Raw genomic sequence first — 23,955 nt, 5'->3', positions numbered from 1 at the left:
CCGAACCGGTCGAACAGCGCGCGGGGCCGGAACTCGGGCCGGGCAAGGCAATCTTCTATATGATCGTAGACCGCATCGGCGTTGGCGGGCGTCAGCGGCTCGGTCAGGCCGAAGACATGCTCGAAAGAATGCTCGAGCCACATGGCGGACGGCGTCCCGCGAAACAGGTGGATGCCCTCCGCGAAGCGGCGCCAGATCGCGCGCGGATCGGTCTCGACCGGGCCACCGTCGACGCGGGGCACGCCGAGGTCCGGCAGGCTCGCGCCCTGGCTCACCAGCATCCGGAACACGTAGTGGTCGGGCACCACGAACAAGTCGGCGGGGTTCGGAAAACGCGCATTCTCGGCGAACCAGCGCGGATCGCAATGACCGTGCGGGCTGAGAATCGGCAGGTCGGCGACGCTGTCGTAGAGCGCGCGGGCGATGCCGCGCAGGCGCGGCTCCGGTGGAAAGAGGCGGTCGGGATCGCTCAGCGCCATGAAGGTCGGTCCGCTGGAATCAGGGTCTGAAAAGTTAATATGCTAATATGCCAGTTGTGGGAAGCGTCCTTTTCCGCTAGTCGTGAGGATGCAACGCGCGCGGCAAGGATGAACCCGATGCTCAAGCTCGAGCCGCTTCCGCAGGCTCCTGTCCAGTCGGCCACGGATCTCGTGTTCGACACGATCTACCAGGCGGTCGTGCAGCTCGACCTGCCGCCGGGCACGCGCCTTTCCGAGGCGGAGGTGGCCGGATGGCTCCACGTCTCGCGGCAGCCGGTGCGGGACGCCTTCTACCGGCTCGCGCATCGCGGCTTCCTCTCCATCCGCCCGCAACGCGCAACGCTGGTCACGAAGATCTCCGAAACCGAGGTTCTGCGCGCCGCCTTCATCCGCATCGCGCTCGAAACCGCGTGCATTCGCGAGGCGATCGGCCGCGTGACCGAGGAGGACATCTCGGGCCTGCGCGCGCAGCTCGCCCGTCAGGCGGAGGCCGTCCGGCGCCAGGACAGCCGCGCCTTCCACGGGCTCGACGAGGCGTTCCACGCCACGCTCTGCGACATCGCGGGCCAGCCGAAGGTCTGGGGCCTGATCCACGAGCAGAAGGGCCACATGGACCGCGCGCGGTTCCTGTCGCTGTCGTTCAACCAGGCCGGCGCCCACGGCGAACACGCGCAGATCGTCGAGGCCCTCGCGGCGCGCGACACAGGCGCGGCGATCGCCCGGCTGGAGATGCACCTGAGCAAGATCCGCGGACACCTCGGGCAGATCCGGCAGGCCCACGGCGCCTTCTTCGAGGACGAGCCGTGATGCGGCGGATGCTGTGCATCGGGGAATGCATGCTCGAACTGGCCCCGGCGGGGGAGGCGGACCTCTACCGCGCGGGCTTCGCCGGGGACACGTTCAACACGGCGTGGTATGCGCGCCGCCTCGCCCCCAGCGAGCTCGAGGTCGCCTACCTGACGGCGGTGGGCGACGACGCGGTCTCGGACCGGATGGAGCGGTTCTTCCGCGACGCAGGCATCGTGCCCGAGGTCGCGCGGCGCGCGGGCATGTCCGTCGGCCTCTACATGGTCAGCGTACGCAACGGCGAACGCAGCTTCAGCTACTGGCGCAGCGCCTCGGCCGCGCGGACGCTGGCCGACGACCTCGAGCGGCTACCGGGGCTCGGCCCGGACGACATCGCCTATTTCTCCGGGATCACGCTCGCCATCCTGCCGGAAGCGGGGCGCGCGCGCCTTCTCGGCGCCATCGACCGCGCGCGGGCCGAGGGCGTCCGCGTCGCCTTCGATCCGAACCTGCGCCCGCGGCTCTGGCCCTCCGCCGAGGTCATGCGCGACGCGATCATGGAGGGCGCCCGCCGCGCCGATATCGCCCTGCCCTCCTTCGAGGACGAGGCGGCTTGGTTCGGTGACACCGGCATCGAGGCGACCGCCGAGCGCTACGCCGCGGCCGGCGCCGCCGTCGTGGCGGTGAAGGACGGGGCGAGGCCGGTTCTGGTCCGGCACCCCGGCGGAACGGAGCGCGTGGCGCCCCCGCCCGCGCGCGAAGTCGTCGACAGCACCGCGGCGGGCGACGCCTTCAACGCGGGCTTCCTCGTCGGGCTCGAGGCAGGGCTTGCCCCGGCCGAGGCCGCGCGGCGGGGTTGCGAACTCTCGGCCCGCGTCATCGCCCACAGAGGCGCCCTCGCCGAGGTCTGAAGGCAGCGCCATCACGTCACGGCTTGCCGTGACCCGGCCGATCGGCGCAGGGTTGCGGGAGGAGGCGCGGCGGGCCTGGCACGGATCGCCGCGCGCGGGAGGATACGGAGACGGCCCCATGCAAGGCGACCGACGCAGCGCGCCGCTCATGCCGCGAAGGTGGGAACTGCACCCGGTGCGAGGCGACCCGGACTACAAGACCTCGGTGACGCGGTCGCCCGACCTGCCGCTCTTGTCGATGGAGAGCACGCCCGCCGAGGAGACGGGGCCGCGCTTCGGCCATTCGCTGATCGGCCCGCTCGACAACGACCTGATCCTGAACTTCAGCCGGGGCGCCGCGCCCGCCATCGGCGAGCGCATCCGCCTTCACGGCCGCGTCCTCGACGAGACGGGGCGCGGCGTGCCGCATACGCTGGTGGAAATCTGGCAGGCCAACGCGGGCGGGCGCTATCGCCATGTGAAGGACGGCTACTTCGCGCCGCTCGACCCGCACTTCGGCGGCTGCGGGCGGACACTGACGGATGAGACGGGCCGCTACGAGTTCATGACGATCCGACCCGGCGCCTATCCCTGGCCCAACCGGGCGAACGACTGGCGGCCGATGCACGTCCATTTCTCGGTCTTCGGCCATGCCTTCGGGCAGCGCCTGATCACGCAGATGTATTTCGAGGGCGATCCCCTGATCGCCCGCTGCCCCATCGCGGCGACCGTCAGGGACAGGGCGCAGCTCGACCGGCTGGTGGCGCCGCTCGACATGCAGAACTCGCGCGGCATGGACTACCTCGCCTACCGCTTCGACATCGTGCTGCGGGGCCGCCGCCAGTCGATGTTCGAGAACCGGCCGGAGGGCATGTGATGGTGCAGAAGCTCGATCTTCTGGAGGAGACGCCCAGCCAGACGGCGGGCCCCTACGTGCATATCGGGTGCATCCCGAGCTTCGCCGGGATCGAGGGCGTCTACCCCGAGGATCTCGGGCTCAGCCCGATCCGCGACGGCGCGCGCGGCGAGATCGTCACGATCCGCGGCAGCGTCCTCGACGGCACCGGCTGGGCGCTGCGCGACGCGCTGATCGAGAGCTGGCAGCCCGACGCCGAGGGACGTTTCCCCGGCGAGGAGGGTGCGGACCCCCACGTCACCGGGTTCTGCCGGTTCGCCGCGGACGGGCAAACGGGGGAGTTCACGCTCCGCACGGTGAAGCCCGGCTGCGTGGCCCTGCGGGACGGCCGCTTGCAGGCGCCGCACATCTCGCTCTGGATCGTGGCGCGCGGCATCAACATGGGGCTCTCGACGCGCATCTATTTCGAGGACGAGGAGAACGGAAACGACCCGCTCCTCGCGCGGATCGAGCAGCGCCCTCGGGTCGAGACCCTGATCGCGAGGCGCACGGGCGCGGGCGCGTACCGCTTCGACATCCGCCTCCAGGGCGCGGGCGAGACGGTCTTTCTCGACCTCTGAGGCCGCCAGGTGCGGCGGGGTCCGCCGCTACCGTCAGCGCCCGGCCTTTCCAGCGCGGTGCAGCGGGCCGACGCGGCCCGTCCTGCGCGCCTTGGCGATGCTCTCGTCTGTGCCGAAGGGATGGCCGCCGAAGCCGTGGCGCATGTGCGTGATGGCGCGCGCCGTGACGGCGCCGCGGTCGCGCGACTTCATCAGTTCCATGACGGACTGTGCGATGACCGGCACGGGCGTCTCCGAGATCATCGCGTCGCCCACGAGCCAGTTCACTTCGCCCGTGTCCTCCACGAGGCCGCTCGGGCATTCGAGGCCGGGGTCCTTCGCATAGGCCTCGGCCATGAGATCGACCAGCCATGACCGGATCACCGACCCCTGCCGCCAGGCTTGAAGCGTGCCCCCTATGTCGAGCGGCTCGGGATGCGCCTCGAGGAGCGCCAGCCCCTCGCCGATCGCCTGGAGCATCCCGAACTCGATCCCGTTGTGGACGAGCTTCACGTAGTGGCCCGCGCCCGGACCGCCGGCATGGACATAGCCGCCCTCGTTCCCTGCGAGGCGGCGGAGGAGGGGCTCGGCCGCCGCGACCCCTTCCTCCGGCCCGCCGACCATGAAGCAGGGCGCATGGCGCGCGCCCTCCGGGCCGCCGCTGATGCCGAGATCGAGGTAGCGGATGCCGTCTTGCGCGAGGCTCTCCCCCCGGCGGATGCTGTCGCCCCAATAGGAATTGCCACCGTCGAGGATCACGTCGCCCGGCTCGAGGTGCGGACGAAGCCCGTCGATGGCCGTGTCCACGACCGGCCCCGCCGGCAGCGACAGGAGGACGCGCCGCGGGCGGTCGAGCATTCCGACAAGTCCGCCCGCGTCCTCGGCCGCCGTAAGCCCGGCCTCGCGCAGCTCGGCCGGAACGCCCGACCGGCTGGTTCCGGCAACCGCGATGCCTTCATCGAGCGCCCGTCGCGCCAGCGCCGAGCCCATCCGCCCGAGCCCGATGATGCCGAACGCGCTCATGGGCGGCCGCCTCCGCCGTGGCGCGATGCGGAGCAACGCCTGCCCCGCGCAGGATGCGTCGGGCGGATCGGAGGTTCCGCACGGCGTCGCCCCGCGGTCCGGGCGCTTGTTGCGGCAGCGGCGATCGTGCGGGTGGTCACGTCCGTCTCCTTCGCGGAAAGAGCGATTCCCCGGAAAACAGGGCGCGTCCGCCGATTGTTCCGCAGGCGCACGAAGCCGGGGCTCCAGGGGCTGCCGGTGACTCCCACGCCGCCGGCTTTTTCCCCTTCTGGACGGCTTTGCACCCGGCAAGGCGTCGCCCGCGTTGACCCGCCACGCGCGCACATGCCGCGCCCGCTGCCGAGTCCCGGCCTGCGCGTCGAAAAAGGGGAACATGCCATGCCTAGACATCCGGTCCGACTTGCCGTTGTCCTTCTCTGCGCCATGGCGGCCGGGGTGATGCTCTGGCTCGCGCTCGAGGGCCCGCCGCGTGCGAGCTTGCCCAGGGACGCGGCCCCCCGGGGCGAACTCGCGCCGCAGGAAGAGACGATCATCGCGCTGTTCGGGAACGCGCGTGGCTCGGTCGTGTCGATCACCACCGAGGAGCGCGTGATCGATCCATGGGCGCGCCGGGCGGTGGACGTGCCGCGCGGCACCGGTTCGGGGTTCGTCTGGGACGAGGCCGGGCACATCGTGACCAATCATCACGTCATCTCTGGAGCATCCGGCGCGCGCGTAAGGCTCGCGGACGGACGGGAGCGTCGCGCGGCCCTCGTCGGAGCGGCTCCCGAGCATGACCTCGCCGTGCTGCGCATCGACGCGGGCCCCGATGCGCCGCCGCCCCTCCCCATCGGGGAAAGCGGCGATCTTCGGGTCGGGCAGTCCGTGCTCGCCATCGGCAATCCGTTCGGCCTCGACTGGACGCTGACGACCGGCATCGTGTCGGCGCTCGACCGGGAGATCCCGGCGCCCGGCGGCGGCATCATCACGGGGCTCATCCAGACGGATGCCGCCATCAACCCGGGCAATTCCGGAGGACCGCTGATCGACAGCGCCGGGAGGCTCATCGGCGTGAACACCGCGATCTTCAGTCCGTCGGGCTCGAGCGCCGGCATCGGCTTCGCCGTTCCCGTCGACACGGTCGGCCGGGTCGTGCCGCAGCTCATCAGGTCCGGCGTCTACAGGCCGCCCCGGCTGGGGTTGCGCCATTCCGACCGGGTGAACCGGATCGCCGCGATGCAGGGGATCGCGGGCGTGGTCGTGCTGGCCGTCGAGCCCGGATCGCCCGCGGGAGAGGGCGGCATCCGGGGCGCGCGGCGGGACCGCGAGGGCGGACTGGTGCCCGGCGACATCGTGCTGGCGCTCGACGGCGCGCGGATGACCGCGTCGACGGAGCTCGAAGCCGCTCTCGCATCCCGCGACGCCAGCGAGCGCGTCGTCCTCCGGCTCCTGCGGGAGGGCGAGGAGGTCGAAGTCCCCGTCACGCTCTCGGCTTCCCCTTGAAGTCTCGCGCCTGCGTCGAGGCGCGCGTCCGCGGCCGTCGGCACCGTGCCCCGCCACCGCGGCAGGTCGCTCCGCCGGTGCCCCGCCTTGCGTTCCGGTGCGGGCTGTGGAACGACGCGGGACGATCCGGTGTTGCGCGCGGCGACGCCGGAACCGTGCGGCTGGACTCGTCATTCATGACAGCTTGCGGCGGCTTCGAAGGGACACACGCACGAGCCGTCGGCCCGAAAGACCCTTCACCACGACACGCCGGACATGACGGAATTCCTTCGCAACAACCTGCGCTGGCTATCGGCCGGCTTCCTGCTGACCTTCGCTTCAGCCTTCGGGCAGACGTGGTTCATCTCGCTCTTCGCCGGTGCGATCAAGTCCGAGTACGGCCTGACCGATGGCACCTGGGGGAGTCTCTACACCGTCGCGACGCTCAGCGCCGCGGGGCTGATGTTCTGGCGCGGCTCGGCGGCTGATACGGTCCCGCTGTCGCGGCTGGCGCCGATGGTGGCGTGCGCCTTCGCGCTGGCGGGCCTCGGGATGGCCGCCGGGGGCTCCGTCTGGCTGCTGGGCCTGACGCTGTTCCTGCTGCGGTTCTGCGGGCAGGGCATGTTCAGCCACATCGCGATGACCGCCATGGGCCGCTGGTTCGAGGCGCGGCGCGGCCAGGCCGTCTCGATCACGAATCTCGGCCATCCGGCGGGCGAAGTGGTGGTGCCCCTGCTGGCCGTGCTCCTGATCGGGTCCATCGGCTGGCGGCCGACCTGGGTCATCGTGGCCGCGATCCTGATCCTCGTCGTCGCGCCGGCGCTCTGGCTCCTGTTGAAAGACGACCGCGCACCGGGAGGACATGGCGGCACCGCGACGATCCCCGGCCTTGCGGGGCGACAATGGCAGCGCCGCGATGCGGCGCGGCACTGGCTGCTGCCGGCGCTCGTTCCGGTTCTGCTGACGCCGGGCTTCATCGGCACGGTCGTGTTCTTCCATCAGGTCCATATCGCCGACGTGAAGGGCTGGACCCTCGTGCAGATGGCGCCGGGCTACACGGCCTTCGCCACGGCGACCGTCGCGTCCGCCTTCGTGGCGGGTTGGGCGGCCGACCGGTTCGGGGCCCAGCGCCTGCTTCCGGCCCTGCTGATCCCCATGGGCATCGGCATCGCGCTCATCGGCCCCGCGGAGGGGGTCGCCGCCTGGTGGGTCGCCCTTGGCGTCATCGGGATCACGCAGGGCATGTCGAGCGCCCTCTGGGGCGTGCTGCTGCCGCTCGCCTACGGAACCCGGCACCTCGGCTCAATCCGCTCGCTGGCAACGACGATCATGGTGATCTCGACGGCCATCGGCCCGGGCATCACAGGCCTCCTCATCGACCGGGGTGTCGATTTTCCCACCCAGAGCCTGTTCATGGGCGCTTGGTGCATCGCCCTCACCTTCGGGTGCGTGCTGATCGAGCGGCGCCTCACGCGGGAGTTGCTGTGAACGACGCGGACGGCGCGGAGGAGGTCTTCCGGCCGCTTTCGGTTCCGCGCTCCCACCGGATCAGCGGGCACAATCCCGGCATCGCATGACGGTCGGCTCGAGGTCGAGGCGGGCGAGGCCGATGAAGCCCCCGCAGGCGTCGCAGAAGCCGAACTCGCCGCTCTCCATCCGCAGCATCGCGGCGGCGACCGCACGGCCCCGCGCGTGACGCCTTGCATCCTGGGCGGCGGCCATGGCCTGCTGCTGCAATGCGTCCATGCGGCTGAGGCGACCCACGCTCTGCTGGTCGAGTTCCACCGGCCTGCGGTCGTCCGCCGTCCGTTCCGACGCGTCCTCGAGCGCCCGCAGCTCGGCTTGCAGCCTCGGCAGGAACCGGGCCGCAAGCTCTTCCTGCGTGGGTTCGGGGCTGTCGTTCATCGAATGAGGACCACGGGAACCTTGCAGGAGCGCACCATCTCGGTCGTGGTGGAGCCGACGACGAGGCTCCGGACCCGGCTGTGGCCATAGGCGCCCATGACCAGAATCCCGAAGCCCTCCGCCTCGACGAGTTCGCCGAGCCGCTCCTCGGGGCGTCCTTCAACGATCCGGGTTTCCGCCGCGATCCCGGCGGCCCGGAGGAGCGCCTGCGCGTCCTCCAGCCCCTTCCTCGCCGCCGCCGTCTCGGTGCCGACTGTCACGACCGTCACCGACAGCCCGGCGAAGTGCGGGCTGCGCGCGATATGGTCGACGGCCTTCATCGCCGAGCGCCCGCCGTCATAGGCGACGAGCACGCGCTCGACCGGATGGAAGGCGCGGGAGGCCACGAAGACCGGCCGGTGCGCCGCCCGCACGATCCGCTCGAGGTTGGAGCCGAGGTGCCCCCTGGCGAAGTCCGCCGCCTCGCCCCGCTTGCCGATGACGATGACGCGGGCGTCGCCCTCGATCTCGCCGATGGCCTCGACGATGTCGCCGTGACGCAACCGCGTCGTGATCTCGGTGACGCCGTCACGGTCCACGATGGCGCGCGCATCCTCGAGCATGGCCCGGCCCCGGTGGCTCACCAGCTTCGCGCGCTGCGCGTCGAGCTCGGCCAGCTCCTCCAGCAGCGCCGACCGTGCCCCGAGGCGGATGGAGCCCGAGAGATCGCGGCTCTCCGGCGCCTCGCGGCGGCCGAGGACATGGATCAGTTCCACCGGCGCACCCGTCCGCGTCGAGATCCAGGCGGCATGGTCGCACACGCTCTCGGAATAGATGGAGCCATCCACCAGCGCGATGATCTTGGTCGTCATGGTCCCACTCCCTTCAATGCGCCGACAACTGGTCGAGCGCGCCGGGCCTGTCGCTGACGCTCAGCCGGTCGACGAGCGTTTCCGTCGCCGCGTTCATGCCGACGACCTCGACCTCGGCCCCGTCGCGGCGGAATTTCAGGATCGCCATGTCGAGCGCCTGGACCGAGCTGATGTCCCAGATATGCGCGCGGGAGACGTCGATCACCACGCGCTCGGGCGCTTCCCTGAAGTCGAAGGCATCCATGAAATCCTCGACCGATCCGTAGAAGAGCTGGCCCTCGACGTGGTAGGTCCGCACCCGGCCGTCGTCGCTGATCTCGCGCGTCACGCGGAAGAGTTGCGCGATCTTGCCGGCGAAGAAGATGCCGGACAGGAGGACCCCCACCAGCACCCCGATGGCCAGGTTGTGGGTCCAGACCACCGTGGCGACCGTCGCGAGCATCACGACCGAGGAGGAGCGCGGGTGGACGGCGAGGTTGCGGATCGACGACCACGAGAAGGTGCCGATCGAGACCATGATCATGATCGCCACGAGCGCCGGCATCGGGATGATGCTGACCAGGTCCCCGAGGCCGACAACGAGGATCAGCAGGAACACGCCCGCCACGAAGCACGACAGCCGCCCGCGCCCGCCCGACTTCACGTTGATGATCGACTGGCCGATCATGGCGCAGCCCGCCATGCCGCCGATGAAGCCCGTCGCCGTGTTGGCGAGGCCCTGGCCCACGCATTCCTGGTTCCGGTTCGACTTCGTGTCCGTCAGGTCGTCCACGATGTTCTGGGTCATCAGGCTTTCCAGGAGGCCTACCACCGCCACGGCGACCGAATAGGGCAGGATGATCCGCAGGGTCTCGAGGTTCAGAGGAATGTCCGGCAGCAGGAACATGGGCAGCGTGTCCGGCAGTTCGCCCATGTCTCCCACGGTGCGCACGTCCCAGCCGAAGGCCACCGTCAGCGCCGTCAGCACGACGATCGTGACCAGCGGCGAGGGCACGGCCTTCGTCAGCAGCGGGAAGAGGTAGATGATGCCCAGTCCCCCGGCCACGAGCGCGTAGGTCAGCCACGGCACCTCGCGCGGGTCGAGTTCGGGCAGCTGCGCCATGAAGATCAGGATGGCGAGCGCGTTGACGAAGCCCGTCATCACGGACTTCGACACGTAGCGCATGACGAAGCCGAGCCTGAGCATCCCCATTGCGATCTGGAGCAGCCCGGCGAGGACGGTGGCGGCCAGGAGGTATTGCAGCCCGTGGTCGCGCACGAGCGTCACCATGAGCACCGCCGTGGCCGCCGTCGCCGCCGAGATCATGCCGGGCCGCCCGCCCGCGATGGCGGTGATGACGGCGATGGAGAAGCTCGCGTAGAGACCCACCTTCGGGTCCACGCCCGCGATGATCGAGAAGGCGATCGCCTCGGGGATGAGCGCGAGCGCCACGACCAGTCCCGCCAGAAGGTCGCCCCGCACGTTGCCGAGCCATTGGCTGCGGTAAGCATCGAAAGAAAACATGAAGAAGTGTCCCAGTCAGGCGGAGCATCCCTCGCACCACCGGCGATCGCGTCTGCGATGTTCGTTGTCCGGCGGATCGGCGGCCGGAAGAGCCACCCGGCATCATGGCCGGGTCCAGGTTCCACGCGAGCCGGATAGACGCGTTATCGGCGGAGGGCAACCGGGATCGCGGCGGCCGGGGGGAAGAGATGATCCTCCGGCATCGCTGCATGACGAGTGCCCCATGCATGGCCCCGGCCCTCAGCGTCCCACGGACGTGGCGAGCGGCAAGGAATGGACCCCAGCCGTCTCCACCTCCCGCACGCGGGCCTCGACAGGATCGGGGCACTCGGCCTCGGCTCGGGCGTCAATCTGCCGGTCCACCTGTGCGAAGAGGTCCTCGGCAACTTGAACCGTCTGCATCAAGGCGGAAGATGCCCGCCCGCGGGCCTTCCGGTTCTGCTGCCCGCGATGCTTCCATCGGCCGTTGCACTGACGGCGGCGCGGCATGCGTCGTTTCGCTCGATCTGCCGACCACGGCGATCCGTTCGAGATCGGCGGCCGACTTCATCGGGAGCTCCCGGCCGGAGAGGGGCGCACGAGATGGGATGCTCTCAGGACGACCGGGCATTCCATCCGGTGCTGGTCCACAGGTTCAACTGCACCCCCGAGGATGCGACGCACGCACCATTGCGCCATCTCGCGATGCGGGAGGAGCACGGTCGAGAGAGGCGGATTCAGGTGCTGCGCGATCTCCTGGTCGTCGTAGCCAATGACCGCGATGTTTTCGCCCACACGTTCGCCTCGTTCCTTCAGGGCCTCGTAGCAGCCGACCGCCATCAGGTCGTTGGCGCAGAAGATCGCGTCGGGCCGCGTGCGCTCCATCAGCCGGTGCGCGGCCGCATGGCCGCCCGAGGGCATGAAGTTTCCCGTCTCGATCAGGACAGGATCGACGGTGAGGCCCGCCCCCCTGAGCGCGCGCTCGTAGCCCTCCATCCGCTGGTCGGAGGCGTCCATCCAGGTCTCCCCCGAGATGAAGGCGATGCGCCGGTGGCCGGCGTCCAGCAGCGCGCGCGTCGCCGCCTCGCCGCCGCGGCGCTCGGCCGGCACGACGGAGGGGAACCGCGCCTCGGGGTCGTAGCAGTTGAGCAGCACGGCCCGGTGGCGCGACAGGGCGTCGGGCGGCGCTGCGCGGCGGGTCAGGATCGAGGCGTAGATCACGCCGTCCACACGGTCAGCGGCCCACTTCCGCAGGACGGCCGCCTCGTAGGCGCGGTCGCCCCCGGTCATCACCACCTCGGCGAGCACACCCTGCTTCCAGGCCTCTTCCTGCACGCCCTCGACCGAGATCGCGGCAAAGGGGCTGGTCGCCACCTCGTCGAACATCACGCCGATGACCCGGCTTCCGGCGGCCTTCGGCGGACGGCCCGCACCGCGCGGCCTGTAGCCCAGATCCTCCACGGCCTTCAGGACGCGCCGACGGGTCTCGGCGCTGATGCGCATGTCGTCGTTGCCGTTCAGCACGAAGGACACCGTGGACTGCGAGACGCCGGCCCGCACTGCCACCTCCTTCATCGTCACCCGCGCACCGTCGTCCTGCATCGCGCACCTCCGGGCTGCTAATAAATATTGCTAAAGTTTTTAGCACAAGCGACAATGGGAGCAGAATCGGCTCGTTCAGGGAGGGCGCGCCTCATGCGGAACACGGCGGGAAGACGGCGGGGCCTCAGCCAGTCGCAGGCGGCGGCGGTGCTTCTCCTGCCGTTCCTCGCGGTCTACGGCGCCTTCCTCGTCTACCCGTTCTTCATGGGGGTCTGGATCAGCCTCCACGACTGGAACCTCCTCGCCGTGGCCTTCAACCCCGGCGCGAAGGAGTTCGTCGGAGTCGAGAACTACGTCCGCACCATGTGGGGCCGGAACATCGAGTGGAGCCTTCTTGCCAGCCCGGTCATGCAAACCGCCGGTGTCCTCGGGATCGGGCTGGCCCTTTTCGGCTGCCGCACGGGGCGGATGACGCGGGCCACCGCCCTCGCGCTCGGAATCGCGGGCGCGATGTTCCTCCTGCTGCCGGGGTTCCATCCGGGCGAGGAGGGCCGCTGGTACGACCGCCGCTTCTGGCCCACGGTCGGCAACACGATCCTCTTCGTCGGGCTGACGGTTCCGGGCGTCACGATCACCGCGCTCGTGCTGGCCGCCGCGCTCGACGGCGAGACGCGGGCGAAGGCGGTGCTCCGAACGCTGTTCTTCCTGAGCCAGGTCCTGTCGGTCACGGTGGTCACGCTGATCTGGCAGATCATGTTCTCGCCACGGCAGGGGCTGATCGCGAACGTCACGCAGGCGCTCGGCGGCTCTCCGATCGTGTGGCTGACGGACCAGCAATTCGCCATGGCGGCCATCGTGATCGCGACGATCTGGTGGTCCCTCGGCATCGCGATGATCCTGTTCCTCGCGGGCATCCAGGACATCTCGAAGGACATCTACGAGGCCGCCGCCATCGACGACGCGACCGGCGCGCGCGCCTTCTGGCACATCACTCTGCCGAACCTGAAGCGGACGATCACGCTCGTCGTCGTGCTCCAGATCATCCTGCACTTCCAGGTCTTCGGGCAGTCCCACCTGATGACGCAGGGGGGGCCGAACGACAGCACGCAGGTCCTCGTGCGCTACATCTACCAGACCGCCTTCCGCGACAGCGAGCTCGGCGCGGCCTCGGCCATGGCGGTCTTCCTCTTCGTGATCATGGGCGCCTTCTCGGTCGTGCAGTTCGTCGTCGGGCGGGAGAAGGACCGATGATGGGCCGCTCCTACTACTGGCTGATCGTCGCGCTCTCGATCCCCGCCTTCCTGTGGCTGATCCCGACGCTCTGGATGATCTCGCTCAGCCTCCAGCCGAACGAGGTGCTGGCGCGGACGACCTCGACCACCGCCTTCGGGCTGGTCCCCGTCCCGTTCACGACCGAGAACTACGCGGCGCTCTTCAGCTTCGGGCAGACGCCGCTCTGGTTCCTGAACTCGGCCATCGTGGCGCTCGGCATGACGCTGGGCGTCCTCGCCGTGTCAACGACGGCGGGCTACGCGCTGGCGCGGCTCGACTTCCCGGGCAAGTCGGCGGTCACGATCCTCTGCCTCGTCGGCCTCATGGTGCCGGAGCAGGCGGTCTTCATCCCGCTCTACACGATGTTCGCCGACCTCGGCTGGCACAACTCCTACCACGCGCTGATCCTGCCGCGGATGGCCGTGCCCATCGGCGTCTTCCTGATGATGCAGTTCTTCCGCGCGATCCCGAAGGACATCGAGGAGGCGGCGCGGATCGACGGCGTCGGCTGGCTCCAGATCTTCTGGTACATCATGCTGCCGCTGGCGCGCCCCGCGATGATGACGCTGGCGATCCTGACCTTCCTCTACGCCTGGAACGACTACCTCTGGCCGCTCGTCTCGGCGCGCGAGCCCGAGCGCTTCACCATCACCCTCGGCCTCGCCTCGATCCAGTCGAACTTCGCGCAGTCCGAAGGGCTCGGCCGGGTCATGGCCTCGGGCGTCATCGCCTCGGCGCCGGTGGTGATCCTGTTCCTGATCTTCCAGCGCTACGTGGTCCAGGCCATGACGACCGGCGGGACCAAGGGCTGACGAACGACCGCAAACCCAAGGGAGGACGACATGAAACATGTTCTGATCGGCACCGCACTGGCCGCGACGGCCGCGAGCGGGCTATCCGCGCAGGAGGTCTCGCTCGGCCGGTTCTTCGGCGCCTGCGAGGATGCGGGCACCGACACGACGACGAGCACGGGCGAGGCCTGCATCATCCAGTCGATCATCAACGCGGCCGACGCGGAGCTCGACGGGATCACGGTCAACACGCTTCCGACCGACTGGGGCAACTACTACGACCAGATCATAGCGGCCTATGCCGGCGGCGAGCCGCCGGACATCCACGTGATGCATCGCCACCGCGTGCCGCAGTTCGCGGGCCTCGGCGCGCTGGCCGAGCTGTCGGGCGACCTCGAGGCCGCCGGCATCGACCCCTCGGACTGGGCGCCGGCGGCGCTCGAGGCGGTGAGCCACGAGGGCGGCATCTACGGCGTTCCGATGGATTTCCACGCGAACCTCTGGCACGTGAACATGGAGCTGATGGACGCCGCCGGCCTCGTGAACGACGACGGCACGCCGATCCTGCCCACCTCGCCCGAGGAGCTGCTCGAGCACGCCCGCATGGTCGAGGAGGCGACGGGCCATGATTACCTCGCCGCCGATTTCGCGCAGTTTCCCATCGGTGTGCGCCTCGTGCTTTCGCTGATGTGGCAGCAGGGCGAGAACATCTTCACCGAGGACGGGACGGCGACCGTCGACACCGAGGCGGCGCGGAACGCCGTCACCACCATCACGCAGCTCTTCGATGCGGGATACGCGAACCCGCAGCTCAACTACGCCGACAGCCAACAGGCCTTCCTGAACGGCGAAGCGGCGGTTCTGGTGAACGGCACCTGGGTCGTCGACTTCTACGCCTCCGAGGCCGCGAACCCCGACGTCGCGCTGTCCGACTACCACGTCGCCGACTTCCCTACCCTCTTCGCCGAGGGCGCGACCTGGGCCGACAGCCACATGTGGGCGATCCCGGCCTCGGTTCAGGCGAACGAGCCCGAGACCTACCGGGCGGCGCTGCGCGTCCTCGCCTTCATCAACGATCACAACATCGACTGGGCGCGCACGGGGCACATGGCGGTGCGGACCTCGGTGCTCGAGTCCGCGGAGTATGCGGGCCTTCCGCACCGGGACGAGTACGCGGGCACGGCCGCCATCGCGCGGGACACGCCCGCGTCGGACAGCTACGGCGCGATCCAGGACGTGCTGAACCGCGAGCTTCAGGCGATCTGGCTGACCGGCAAGCCGGTCGATGACGCACTCGCCGACGCCGAACTCGAGGTGCAGGACCTCCTCGACGGCTGAGAGACCCCGCGACCCCGGCCCATCCGTGGCCGGGGTCTTTCCCGAACGATCCTGACGGAGCGCGACGCCATGGACCGCTGGACCGAGGCGGAGGCGTGGGACTGGTGGTCCGCGAGACCCTGGATCTGCGGCTGCAACTTCCTGCCCTCGACGGCGGTGAAGTTCATCGAGATGTGGCATCGCGACAGCTTTGACGCCGCCACGATCGGACGGGAGCTCGGCTGGGCGGCGGATCTCGGGCTCAACGCGATCCGTGTGAACCTCCACCACCTCGTCTGGAAGCACGACCGCGACGGCCTCCTCGACCGGCTCGACCGGGTCATGGGCATGGCCGAACGGCTGGGCATCGCAACGATCCCCGTGCCCTTCGACGACTGCGGCTTCGGCGGGGAGGAGCCGGTCTACGGGCCGCAGCCCGATCCTGTCCCCGGCGTCCACAACAGCCGGGCGGTCGCGAGCCCCGGGCGCCGGATGCTGGCGGACGGGACCGAAGCGTCGGGCATCCGCGCCTATCTGCGCGACGTGATCGAACGTTTCCGTGACGACCATCGCGTTCTCTTCTGGGACCTCTACAACGAGCCCGGGAACCGGATGATCTTCCGGGCGGAAGGCGCCTCGGTCTTCGAGCCGGACTTCACCGCGGCCAGCCTGAGCCTGCTGGACGACAGTTTCGCCATCGCCCGCGAGGTCGCGCCGGTCCAGCCGGTCACGGCGGGCGCATGGAACACGCCCGTCGTCGGTACGGGAGAGCGTCCCTACGGCACGCCCACCGACCGGTTCGCCCTCGAGCACTCGGACATCGTCACGTTCCACGCCTATCTCTCCACCGAAAGGGTCGCCGCGATCATCGAGGAACTCGGGGCCCACGGCCGGCCCATGCTGTGTACCGAGTGGATGGCCCGGCCGGTCGGCAGCCGTATCGACGATCAGCTCCGCCTGTTCAGGGACCTCGGCGTCGGATGCATCCAGTGGGGCCTCGTGGCCGGACGCACCCAGACCTGGCTTCCCTGGCCGTCCGACCTCGTGGCGGCACATGGCGGCGATGCCTCCCGCGATATCTGGTTTCACGATCTCCTCCACGGCGACGGAACACCCTACGATCCGCGGGAGGCGGAGATACTGAAGGCCGCGACGTGAATGAGTTGGACGGACGAGCGGATCACACGGCCGCTCGCGTGCGGCCATCCGCGCGCACGAGGAACGGCGGCCAAGCCTGCCGCTCGGGTCCGGCGAGTTGAGGCGCGCCGGATGAGACCTGCGCAGATCGGCCGGCAATCGCCGGGCTTCGTCAGGGGTCTTGTACCGCCCGCAGGATGAGGCACTCGGTGCCCGGACGGAGGTAGCTCGATTCCAGCACGCCATTCAGCATCACGAGCGCTCCGGGTTCGAGCGGGCGTTCCAGGTGATGTTGTCCTTCCGACCGGGAGAACGGGACGGACCACGTGACGGAGGTTCCGGCCTCGACCGGGGCCTCGCCCCGGTTGATCAGCGCGACGTCGTATCCTTCGACCCGGCAGACGAGACCGGCCGGGGCATCCCCGGCCCCGGCCGCATGGGCCGGGGACAGGATGGCGGCGAGCACCGCAAGGGCGATCCGCCGCCTCATGGTTCGGGACCGATCCTGATGTGCCCGAGTTCCCAGGGGTCGGCCGGAAGCTCCTCCGAGCCCGGCGAGGCACCCGACACCGCCAGCATGTGCGCGATGATCGCGGCATAGTCCTCGGGCGGGAGGAAACCGGGATTGGACTGGGGCATGGTCGACATCGTGTAGGTGTAGAGCATCCCCAGCGATCGCCCGTCCCAGGCCCGGAGAAACCCCTGCCGCGCGAGCGCGGGGCCCGGAACCATGTCGTTGTCGTCCGGCGCCCCGTTCAGCCGCGTGCCGTGGCAGAGGCCGCAGGGCGCGCGGTAGACCTGCGCGCCGCGTTCGGCCTGGGCGGCCGTGAAGACGCCGTCCCAGATCGAGCGCGACGCTTCGGCCGGCGGGAACTCGGCGAGGATCGCGGCCACCTCCTCCTCGGTCGGACCGCCGTAGCTGTTGCCCCAGGCCGTGCCGACATAGGTGGCGATGGCCGTGATGTCGGCCGCGGACAGTGTCGGGAAGGGCGGCATGTTGCCGAGGCCCTGCGAAATCTTCGAGACCACGAGATAGGGATCGGACAGGTTGTCGTTGCCGCGCAGGTCCGGGAAGGTCGGCGGCCGCCCCGCCCCCGTCGACTGGTGGCAGATCGCGCAATTCGTCTCGTAGAGCGCCTGACCCTCGGCGAGAAGCGCGGCGCTGTCCTGGGCCCGTGCGGCGGGGCTCGCGACCGCGAACGCCAGCGCGCAGGCGAGCGCCCCAGTGACGGCCGGTCCTGCGTGCGTCATGCCCATTGGTCCGCCTCGTCGAAGGCGCGGTCCACGTGCATCTCGGCCACGATATCGACGGCGTCCGCGGCCGCCAGGTCGGCGTCGGAGCGGAACGGGAAATACTGGTGGCCCGAGACGAAGACCCTGTAGGCCCCGGCGGGCACCGCGATCTCGGCGCGTCCCTCGGCGTCGGTGAGGGCGCGGAAGGGATGCGCGACGACGCGCGCGCGCTCGACGGGCGCGCCGGTCACCGCGTCGCGCGCGCGAATGCGGATGACGCGATCGGGCGGCTGGACGACGTTCAGATGGACCTCGGCGGACACGATCCGAGGAGCGTCCGTTCCGGGATCGAGGGGGCGGACGCGCCAGAGGTGGCGGCCGGACTTCACGGGTGCGGCGACCTCGACCTCGGCGGAGAAGAGGCCCTCGGACCCCGCCACGGCCTCCGCCCCGGTGAGCCCGGACTGCACGGAGTTGCCGTCCGCGTCCTCGACGACGAAGCCCCGGTTCGCGGCACTCCATCCGGGCGTGGAAGCCAGACCGACGGTGAAGCGGAAGCTCTGCCCCGCCGGGATCGCCGGCGGAAGGTTCCAGACGCTGGGCCGGACCACGGGGGCCACGACCTCGACCGCGAGGGCGCGCTCCGCCACGGGTCCGTCCGAGCCCAGCACCCGGACGCTCAAGGTGTGATGCCCGGGCGCCCGCGGCGCGGCCAGACGCAGCAGCGCGCGCATCCTGCCGCCGTCCGGGTCCCGCTCCAGCTTCGCCCAGGCGAGATCGGCTCCGCCCCCGTCGCACAGTTCCACGATCAGTCCATCCACGTCGGCCGGCGCGGCAGCCACCTGGATCTCCATTTCCGCGCCTGCCTCCGGCCGGTCCGGCTTGAGCCGGATGTCGAGCGCGTCGGACATGAGTTCGGTATCGGTCATCGGTCTTCCATCCGTTCGTTCCGGGGTCCCGGGCGCGGGCGGCCCTCCGGCCGCCCCCGCCCGGCGTCGCGGCAGGCTCAGCCCAGTTCGGCCGCGGCATGCGTCCCGGCGATGAAGCCGTGGACATGCCCCTTGCCGAGACCGTGCTTGTTGAAGCCGCCGACGGCCTCGCCGCCCGCATAGAGGCCCGGGATCGGCTGGCCGCGCATGTCGATCACCTGCTGGCGCCCGTTCACCCTGAGGCCGCCGTAGCTGTCATGCCAGATGACCATGATCGACAGGGCGTAGAAGGGCGGCCGGGCGATGGCGTACATCGGGGCATCCGCCTCGCGCTCGAACTCCGGGTCCGCCCCGTCGGCGACGTAGCCGTTCCAGGTCTCCACCGTCTGCGCCAGGTGGCTGAGCGGCACACGCTGGAACGGGTGGTTCATGTAGATCTGCCGGGCGAGGCCCTCGATCGTGCTGTCCTGGAAGAAGTAGCCGTTGTTCTGGTTCACGTAGGGGAAGCGAAGCTCCCACCCCGTGCGCTCGATCGCGTCGGCGTCGAAGATCGCCCAGAGCGGACCCGAGTAGTAGTCCGGCGCCGTCGAGCCCTCGTTCATGGCCAGGGCCGCGTCGAGACCGTGATCGTAGTCGTACATCTCGCGCACCCACTCCTTGCGGCAGTTGCGCCAGTCGTTGGCGACGTGTTCGATGCCGCGGTTCGGTGCCCCGCCATCGCCCGGATAGCGGTTCGCGCCCGGCCGCTTGGGCAGCCTGACCTCGTTGAAGAAGCGCTTGCCCACCTGGTTGACGGCGATGAACTCCTCGAAGCCTGCATTGCCGACCGCGAGGCCCGCCGAGCCCCGGAAGGCGAAGGTGGGATGGCCCGGCATCATGTCGGTATAGGCGTCCCGCGTGCCGAGGCGCGTCGAGATGTGGAACGTCGTCGGGTAGGACAGGTTCTGCTGCATGCCCGCGAGGTTGGCGCCGACCCTGAGGCCTGCGATGAGCGCGCTGGCATCCTGTCCGCCCGGCCCCTGGAGCGCCATCCCCGAGGTGGGAAACGCCGGTTCCCGCATCGCCGGATAGAACATGCTGCGCACCTCGGGATTGCCCGCGTGTCCGCCGCTGGCGAGGATCACCGCCTTGCGCGCGCGAATGCGGATCGTCGGACGGCGCTCGTCGATGTTGCCGTTCTGCCAGAAGCTCTCCAGCCGCTGCCCGGTCTCGGGATGCATGCGCGGCGAATAGCTGGCGGTGAGGGCGAGGATGCGGCCCTCGAAGGGCTGTTCCCGGATCAGGTCGTCGAAGCGGCGGTTGAGCATGAAGTGCACGCCCTTCTCGCGGGCCGAGAATTCCAGCGGACGCGACAGGGCCACGCCGTTGCGGACCGCGCCCGGGCCGACGAAGGTGCTCGCGTCCTCCATCTGGACCGGCGCCATGGCGCTGGTGCGTTCGGGGTGCGCGACGCCCGCGTCCTCCGGCGTGATCGTGCCGGCGCGGATGTCGGTCCGGTCGCCCAGCATGAGGAAGCAGTAGGGCGCCCGCGCCCGGCTCAGGCCGCCCCCGCCATGCGTCCCGTTGATCCGGGTGAACCGGACGTAGTTCGCCATCAGGAAATCGCGGGTCGCCGGACAATTCTCGGCCCAGGAGCGCATCAGCTCGCGCTCGTTGTAGCGATACGGGCTCTGCGCCTTGCGGTCGACGACGGACCAGTCGGTCACGTCCCTGAAGAGCAACTCGATGCTGTCGTCCAGTTCCTCCGGATCCTCGACCGGCGGCACCGTGATGAAGCCCTCCGGGTCCGCTTCGCCGGCCATGTCGCGCATCTGGATCGCGTCGCCGCCGCCGAGCGACAGGAAAGAGCCCGAGTGCAGCATCCGCCCCCCGAGGTCGAAGTTCTGGTCGACCACCAGCACCGAGACCCCTGCATCGCGGGCCCGGATCGCCGCCGTCAGCCCGGCGCAGCCGCCCCCGGCGATGACCACGTCCGCCTCGTAGTCCCACTCCGCCTCCGGGGATGCGGCGGGCTGTGCGGCCGCGTCCGAAGCGCCGCCGGCAACGAGCGCCGCGCCCACGCCGGCCGCCCCCGCCGCGGTGAAGAAATCGCGACGGCTCAGTCCGCTGCCGTCCTCCGTGGCGCCCGAAGCGTCGGGCTTCATCGTGTTCCTGGTCATCGACATTCTCCCATTCCTGTCGCCGGCGAAGACGCCTCCGCGCCGCCCGACATCGCGGTCCATCCATCGCCGACGTGGCGCAGGGCAGAGCTGTGCCGTCACGAAGCCAGGGGGCTTCGCGCCAGTCCGCCTTCTTGTGCGGTCACGCGGTGCTGAGCCTGCAGGCGCGCGGCGCGGCGGATCGCGCCAGGGCCGCGGCCGGCTCGAGATGTCCTGTCGGTTCGGTGCGGTGGCATTGCTGCCGACTGCGACGCTATTGGCTGTGCAAGTTTCTTGTCCATTGCACAGATCCAATCGCTCACTTAAGAAAAACCTAAGGCAGCGGGGAGGAATGGCTGCCGAGGGGAAGGGTGCGCGATGCATCTGTCGCTGAGACAGCTTGCGTATCTCGTGGCCGTTGTGGACGCGGGCAGCATGAGCCGCGCGGCAGAACGGCTCAACCTCACCGCGACATCCCTGAGCCTGCAGATGAAGCTGCTCGAAGAGCGCGTCGGCACCCGCCTCCTGCAACGCCACTCGCGCGGCGTGACGGCCACCGACGCCGGCGAGGTCTTCGTCCGGCGTGCGCAGGACATCCTGCAGCGCGTGACGGACCTCGAGCGCCTGTTCGCCGACGACTCGGCGGACGCGCCTGCGACGCTGCGGGTCGGCGCGGTTCCGGCCTTCACGCGGATGCTGGGCATCGAGCTCATCGCCGACGCGAGCCAGGCGCTCAAGGGCACGGCACTCCTGCTCTCGGAAGGCTGGTCGAGCGACCTGCTCGCGAAGCTCAGCGGCGGCAGCCTCGACTACGTGATCGCATACGATCTGGAACCTTACGACGATATCGAGGTCGTGACGTTCTTCGAGGACGAGTTCGTCTTCATTTCCCGCCCCGATCCGCGCGACGCCTTCACCGAGATCGAGATGGCCGATGTCCTTGCCACCGATCTCGTCTTCTACGGCCAGGCCAGCGTGAGCTGGCGCGCGGTCACGTCCACCGCGGCGGCCCGGGGTCTGCGCATCTCGGGACACCGCGAAGTGCAATCTATCGACGTCTGGCGGGGTCTGCTCTGCCGCGGACTCAATACCTCCGTCGGCCCCTTCGCCTCCGTTCGCGAGGAGGTGCTGCGCGGCGAACTGGCGGTGACGCGCCTCGTCGGCAGCCCCATCGTGCGGCGCATCGCGATGGCGGCGCGACAGGACATGCTGGCCGTGGGCCGCAGGATCGGCTTCGTCGATCTCGTGTCGCAACTCATGGGCGCCCAGAGACCGGGCTTCAGCATCGAGGTTCCCGGACGGTCGCGTGCCTCGGCGGACGGGTCGAGGTCGACCGACGCCAGCCCGATAGGGACCGGCCCCCCGGGCATCGGCATCTCGTAGCCGGGGCGCAGTATCGACTGACCCATGCCTCGGGTCTGCCGAGCCTCCCGCGATCCTCCTCCGGATCGGGACCGGGGCACCGAAGAGGAGCGTATCGACGCCGCGAACCGCCACATGGCAGGCCGGCGCGGAGCCAGCGGAGCAAACCTCATCCGGCCGAGGTCACCGAATATTTTGTGACCTTCGCGACGCGGGTGCTACCTTGCCCGGGGACAGGTGCCGCATCCGGCGCTCGACATCGGCAGGGACATGAACTTCGCCAGGCAGTCACTTCTCGGCATTGCGGCCATCGCCGCGGCCATCGCGATCTGGGCCTTCTTCGTGCCCTCGGCCGCGCCGTGGCTCGAACGGTTCGGCGTCTACGCGGCGCTCGGGATGGAACCGCCCAACGGCACCGAGGAGGCGGGCGGCGGACGCGGATTCGGCGGCGGGGCGTCCCGCGTCGTCGTGGACGCGGCGGGCGAGGGACGGATCAACGCGCGCGTCTCGGCCATCGGCGACGGGCGCGCGGCGCGCGCGGTCACGGTGCGCTCGGAGGCGACGGGGCTGATCCGCGAGCTGGCCGTCGAGCCCGGCAGCTACGTGGAGGACGGGGCCCTGATGGCGCGTCTCGACGACGACGCCGAACGCATCGCGCTGGAACGAGCGCGCCTCACTTTCGCCGACGCCGAGGGCAACCTCGAGCGGCTCCGGCAGCTCAGCGCGTCCGGGGCCGTCTCGGCGGTGCAGCTCCGCGAGGCCGAGCTCGCCTTCCGCGCGACCGAGCTCGAACTGGAACAGGCCCGCTTCGACCTCGAGCGGCGCGCGATCCATGCCCCGATCGCGGGCTGGGTCGGCCTCCTGGAGGTCGACACGGGCGCGCGCATCGGCGCGCAGGACGCCATCGCCACCATAACCGACCGCTCCTCGATCCAGATCGAGTTCCGCGTGCCCGAGCGCCACGTCGCGGCGCTCTCGGTCGGGATGCCCCTCGAGGTCGCGGCCCTGGCGCGGCCGGACGTGGTTCTCGAGGGCGAGATCGTGGCGCTCGACAACGTTGTGGACCGCGGGAGCCGGACGCTCCGCGTGCAGGGCCGCGTCGCCAATGCAGACGACACGCTCCGCGCAGGACAGGCCTTCGAGGTCGTGCTCTCCTTCCCCGGCGACACGCTGCCCTCGGTCGATCCGCTCGCGATCCAGTGGTCCGGCGACGGCGCCTTCGTCTGGGTCGTCCGCGACGGCGAGGCGCAGCGCGTGCCGGTGCGCATCCGCCAACGCAACAGCGACAGCGTGCTGGTCGAGGGCGCGCTCGCCCCCGGCGACGCGGTGGTGATCGAGGGCGTGCAGACGCTCCGTCCCGGCGGCGCGGTCGAGATCGTCACCGGCGCCTCGGCGGCCGGGGACGACACCGCCGAGGCCCCCGGCCCGCGCGACATCTGACGGGGAGACGCGATGAAGCAGACCACCGCCGAGACGGCAGGACGCTCGGGAACGGCGCTCTTCGTGCGGCGGCCGATCCTCGCGCTCGTCCTCAGCGCGCTGATCGTGATCGCCGGCCTCGCCAGCCTTCTGGGCGTCGAGGTGCGCGAGCTTCCGAACGTCGACCGCCCGGTGATCTCGGTGACGACCGACTTCGCCGGCGCCGCGCCCGAGACCGTCGACCAGGAGGTCACGAGCCGGATCGAGGGCGCGGTGGGGCGGGTCGCGGGCGTGCAGTCGATCTCGTCCAACTCGCGCTTCGGGCGGAGCCGCGTGACCCTGGAATTCTCCGAGGACGCCGACATCGACGTCGCGGCGACGGACGTGCGGGACGCCGTGGCGCGCATCGCCAACGCCCTGCCCGACGGTGCCGAGACACCGCGCATCGTCAAGGCCGACGGTGACGCGCAGCCCGTGGTGCG

Annotated in this window: 23 protein-coding genes and 1 other annotated feature; of the genes, 13 read left to right on the top strand and 10 right to left on the bottom strand. The window is 70.1% G+C overall.

The annotated features are described in order from the left end of the window. The coding region (locus ACTS11_RS04775) for a glucuronate isomerase (RefSeq protein WP_442639201.1) at positions 1 to 479 on the bottom strand (479 nt) is incomplete at its 3' end. Positions 480 to 596: 117 nt separating this feature from the next. On the opposite strand from ACTS11_RS04775, the gene ACTS11_RS04770 reads away from it, so the two are divergent. From ACTS11_RS04770 to pcaG, 4 genes are all read left to right on the top strand, one after another. Then, positions 597 to 1,286, top strand: coding sequence for a GntR family transcriptional regulator (locus tag ACTS11_RS04770; RefSeq protein ID WP_442639200.1), 690 nt, complete (start codon positions 597 to 599; stop codon positions 1,284 to 1,286). Next, positions 1,286 to 2,176: a sugar kinase gene (locus tag ACTS11_RS04765; RefSeq protein WP_442639199.1), complete on the top strand. Its 891-nt coding sequence runs from the start codon at positions 1,286 to 1,288 to the stop codon at positions 2,174 to 2,176. Before ACTS11_RS04770 ends, ACTS11_RS04765 begins: the two co-directional genes overlap by 1 nt. Positions 2,177 to 2,294: 118 nt before the next feature. Further along, positions 2,295 to 3,032 (top strand): protocatechuate 3,4-dioxygenase subunit beta, encoded by a 738-nt coding sequence (gene pcaH, locus ACTS11_RS04760; RefSeq protein WP_442639198.1) that lies wholly within the window; start codon positions 2,295 to 2,297, stop codon positions 3,030 to 3,032. Beyond that, on the top strand, positions 3,032 to 3,631 hold the full coding sequence (pcaG, locus tag ACTS11_RS04755; protein WP_442639197.1) for a protocatechuate 3,4-dioxygenase subunit alpha: 600 nt from the start codon (positions 3,032 to 3,034) through the stop codon (positions 3,629 to 3,631). The genes pcaH and pcaG overlap by 1 nt, the downstream gene beginning before the upstream one ends. A gap of 33 nt (positions 3,632 to 3,664) precedes the next feature. On the opposite strand, the gene ACTS11_RS04750 is transcribed toward pcaG, so the two are convergent. Further along, positions 3,665 to 4,633 (bottom strand): NADP-dependent phosphogluconate dehydrogenase, encoded by a 969-nt coding sequence (locus tag ACTS11_RS04750; protein ID WP_442639196.1) that lies wholly within the window; start codon positions 4,631 to 4,633, stop codon positions 3,665 to 3,667. A 378-nt stretch (positions 4,634 to 5,011) separates the two neighbouring features. Between ACTS11_RS04750 and ACTS11_RS04745 the strand changes: the two genes are divergently transcribed. Both ACTS11_RS04745 and ACTS11_RS04740 read left to right on the top strand, forming a co-directional pair. Then, positions 5,012 to 6,115: a S1C family serine protease gene (locus ACTS11_RS04745; RefSeq protein WP_442639195.1), complete on the top strand. Its 1,104-nt coding sequence runs from the start codon at positions 5,012 to 5,014 to the stop codon at positions 6,113 to 6,115. Positions 6,116 to 6,370: 255 nt separating this feature from the next. Continuing rightward, positions 6,371 to 7,582 carry an MFS transporter gene (locus ACTS11_RS04740; protein WP_442639194.1) on the top strand — a complete coding sequence of 404 codons (1,212 nt, stop codon included), beginning with the start codon at positions 6,371 to 6,373 and terminating at the stop codon, positions 7,580 to 7,582. A 60-nt stretch (positions 7,583 to 7,642) separates the two neighbouring features. On the opposite strand, the gene ACTS11_RS04735 is transcribed toward ACTS11_RS04740, so the two are convergent. The 4 genes from ACTS11_RS04735 to ACTS11_RS04720 form a co-directional block, all read right to left on the bottom strand. Then, complete coding sequence (locus ACTS11_RS04735) at positions 7,643 to 7,999, bottom strand: TraR/DksA family transcriptional regulator (RefSeq protein WP_442639193.1); 357 nt, start codon at positions 7,997 to 7,999, stop codon at positions 7,643 to 7,645. Further along, a complete protein-coding gene (locus tag ACTS11_RS04730) occupies positions 7,996 to 8,850 on the bottom strand; it encodes a universal stress protein (protein ID WP_442639192.1) in 855 nt (284 codons plus the stop codon). The genes ACTS11_RS04735 and ACTS11_RS04730 overlap by 4 nt, the downstream gene beginning before the upstream one ends. Before the next feature lie 13 nt (positions 8,851 to 8,863). Then, complete coding sequence (locus ACTS11_RS04725; RefSeq protein ID WP_442639191.1) at positions 8,864 to 10,354, bottom strand: SulP family inorganic anion transporter; 1,491 nt, start codon at positions 10,352 to 10,354, stop codon at positions 8,864 to 8,866. Between the two features lie 62 nt (positions 10,355 to 10,416). After that, positions 10,417 to 10,473 (bottom strand) — a sequence feature (sul1 is cis-regulatory element that is thought to sense ions involved in sulfur or methionine metabolism; They are found in Alphaproteobacteria). Between the two features lie 427 nt (positions 10,474 to 10,900). After that, the gene (locus ACTS11_RS04720) at positions 10,901 to 11,935 is read right to left on the bottom strand and encodes a LacI family DNA-binding transcriptional regulator (protein WP_442639190.1); all 1,035 of its coding nucleotides are present in this window, start codon (positions 11,933 to 11,935) and stop codon (positions 10,901 to 10,903) included. 93 nt (positions 11,936 to 12,028) lie between these two features. On the opposite strand from ACTS11_RS04720, the gene ACTS11_RS04715 reads away from it, so the two are divergent. From ACTS11_RS04715 to ACTS11_RS04700, 4 genes are all read left to right on the top strand, one after another. Next, positions 12,029 to 13,126: a carbohydrate ABC transporter permease gene (locus tag ACTS11_RS04715; protein ID WP_442639189.1), complete on the top strand. Its 1,098-nt coding sequence runs from the start codon at positions 12,029 to 12,031 to the stop codon at positions 13,124 to 13,126. Then, positions 13,123 to 13,959 carry a carbohydrate ABC transporter permease gene (locus ACTS11_RS04710; protein WP_442639188.1) on the top strand — a complete coding sequence of 279 codons (837 nt, stop codon included), beginning with the start codon at positions 13,123 to 13,125 and terminating at the stop codon, positions 13,957 to 13,959. The genes ACTS11_RS04715 and ACTS11_RS04710 overlap by 4 nt, the downstream gene beginning before the upstream one ends. Before the next feature lie 30 nt (positions 13,960 to 13,989). Further along, complete coding sequence (locus ACTS11_RS04705; protein ID WP_442639187.1) at positions 13,990 to 15,276, top strand: extracellular solute-binding protein; 1,287 nt, start codon at positions 13,990 to 13,992, stop codon at positions 15,274 to 15,276. Between the two features lie 69 nt (positions 15,277 to 15,345). Next, positions 15,346 to 16,413, top strand: coding sequence for a cellulase family glycosylhydrolase (locus tag ACTS11_RS04700; protein WP_442639186.1), 1,068 nt, complete (start codon positions 15,346 to 15,348; stop codon positions 16,411 to 16,413). Between the two features lie 151 nt (positions 16,414 to 16,564). Here the strand turns inward: ACTS11_RS04700 and ACTS11_RS04695 are convergent, their stop codons facing one another. From ACTS11_RS04695 to ACTS11_RS04680, 4 genes are all read right to left on the bottom strand, one after another. Next, complete coding sequence (locus tag ACTS11_RS04695; RefSeq protein WP_442639185.1) at positions 16,565 to 16,882, bottom strand: hypothetical protein; 318 nt, start codon at positions 16,880 to 16,882, stop codon at positions 16,565 to 16,567. Beyond that, positions 16,879 to 17,643: a cytochrome c gene (locus ACTS11_RS04690; protein ID WP_442639184.1), complete on the bottom strand. Its 765-nt coding sequence runs from the start codon at positions 17,641 to 17,643 to the stop codon at positions 16,879 to 16,881. The genes ACTS11_RS04695 and ACTS11_RS04690 overlap by 4 nt, the downstream gene beginning before the upstream one ends. Further along, positions 17,640 to 18,554 (bottom strand): carboxypeptidase-like regulatory domain-containing protein, encoded by a 915-nt coding sequence (locus ACTS11_RS04685; RefSeq protein ID WP_442639183.1) that lies wholly within the window; start codon positions 18,552 to 18,554, stop codon positions 17,640 to 17,642. Before ACTS11_RS04685 ends, ACTS11_RS04690 begins: the two co-directional genes overlap by 4 nt. Before the next feature lie 77 nt (positions 18,555 to 18,631). Then, positions 18,632 to 20,713 carry an FAD-dependent oxidoreductase gene (locus tag ACTS11_RS04680; RefSeq protein ID WP_442639182.1) on the bottom strand — a complete coding sequence of 694 codons (2,082 nt, stop codon included), beginning with the start codon at positions 20,711 to 20,713 and terminating at the stop codon, positions 18,632 to 18,634. A gap of 357 nt (positions 20,714 to 21,070) precedes the next feature. Between ACTS11_RS04680 and ACTS11_RS04675 the strand changes: the two genes are divergently transcribed. The 3 genes from ACTS11_RS04675 to ACTS11_RS04665 form a co-directional block, all read left to right on the top strand. After that, complete coding sequence (locus ACTS11_RS04675; RefSeq protein WP_442639181.1) at positions 21,071 to 22,075, top strand: LysR family transcriptional regulator; 1,005 nt, start codon at positions 21,071 to 21,073, stop codon at positions 22,073 to 22,075. A 249-nt stretch (positions 22,076 to 22,324) separates the two neighbouring features. Next, positions 22,325 to 23,494 (top strand): efflux RND transporter periplasmic adaptor subunit, encoded by a 1,170-nt coding sequence (locus ACTS11_RS04670; protein WP_442639180.1) that lies wholly within the window; start codon positions 22,325 to 22,327, stop codon positions 23,492 to 23,494. Between the two features lie 12 nt (positions 23,495 to 23,506). Next, positions 23,507 to 23,955: efflux RND transporter permease subunit (locus tag ACTS11_RS04665; RefSeq protein ID WP_442639179.1), on the top strand; the 449-nt coding region annotated here is incomplete at its 3' end.

The organism is Roseicyclus sp. (assembly GCF_052168335.1).
Lineage (GTDB): Bacteria > Pseudomonadota > Alphaproteobacteria > Rhodobacterales > Rhodobacteraceae > Roseibacterium.
This window is presented reverse-complemented; position numbering and strand designations above follow the sequence as displayed.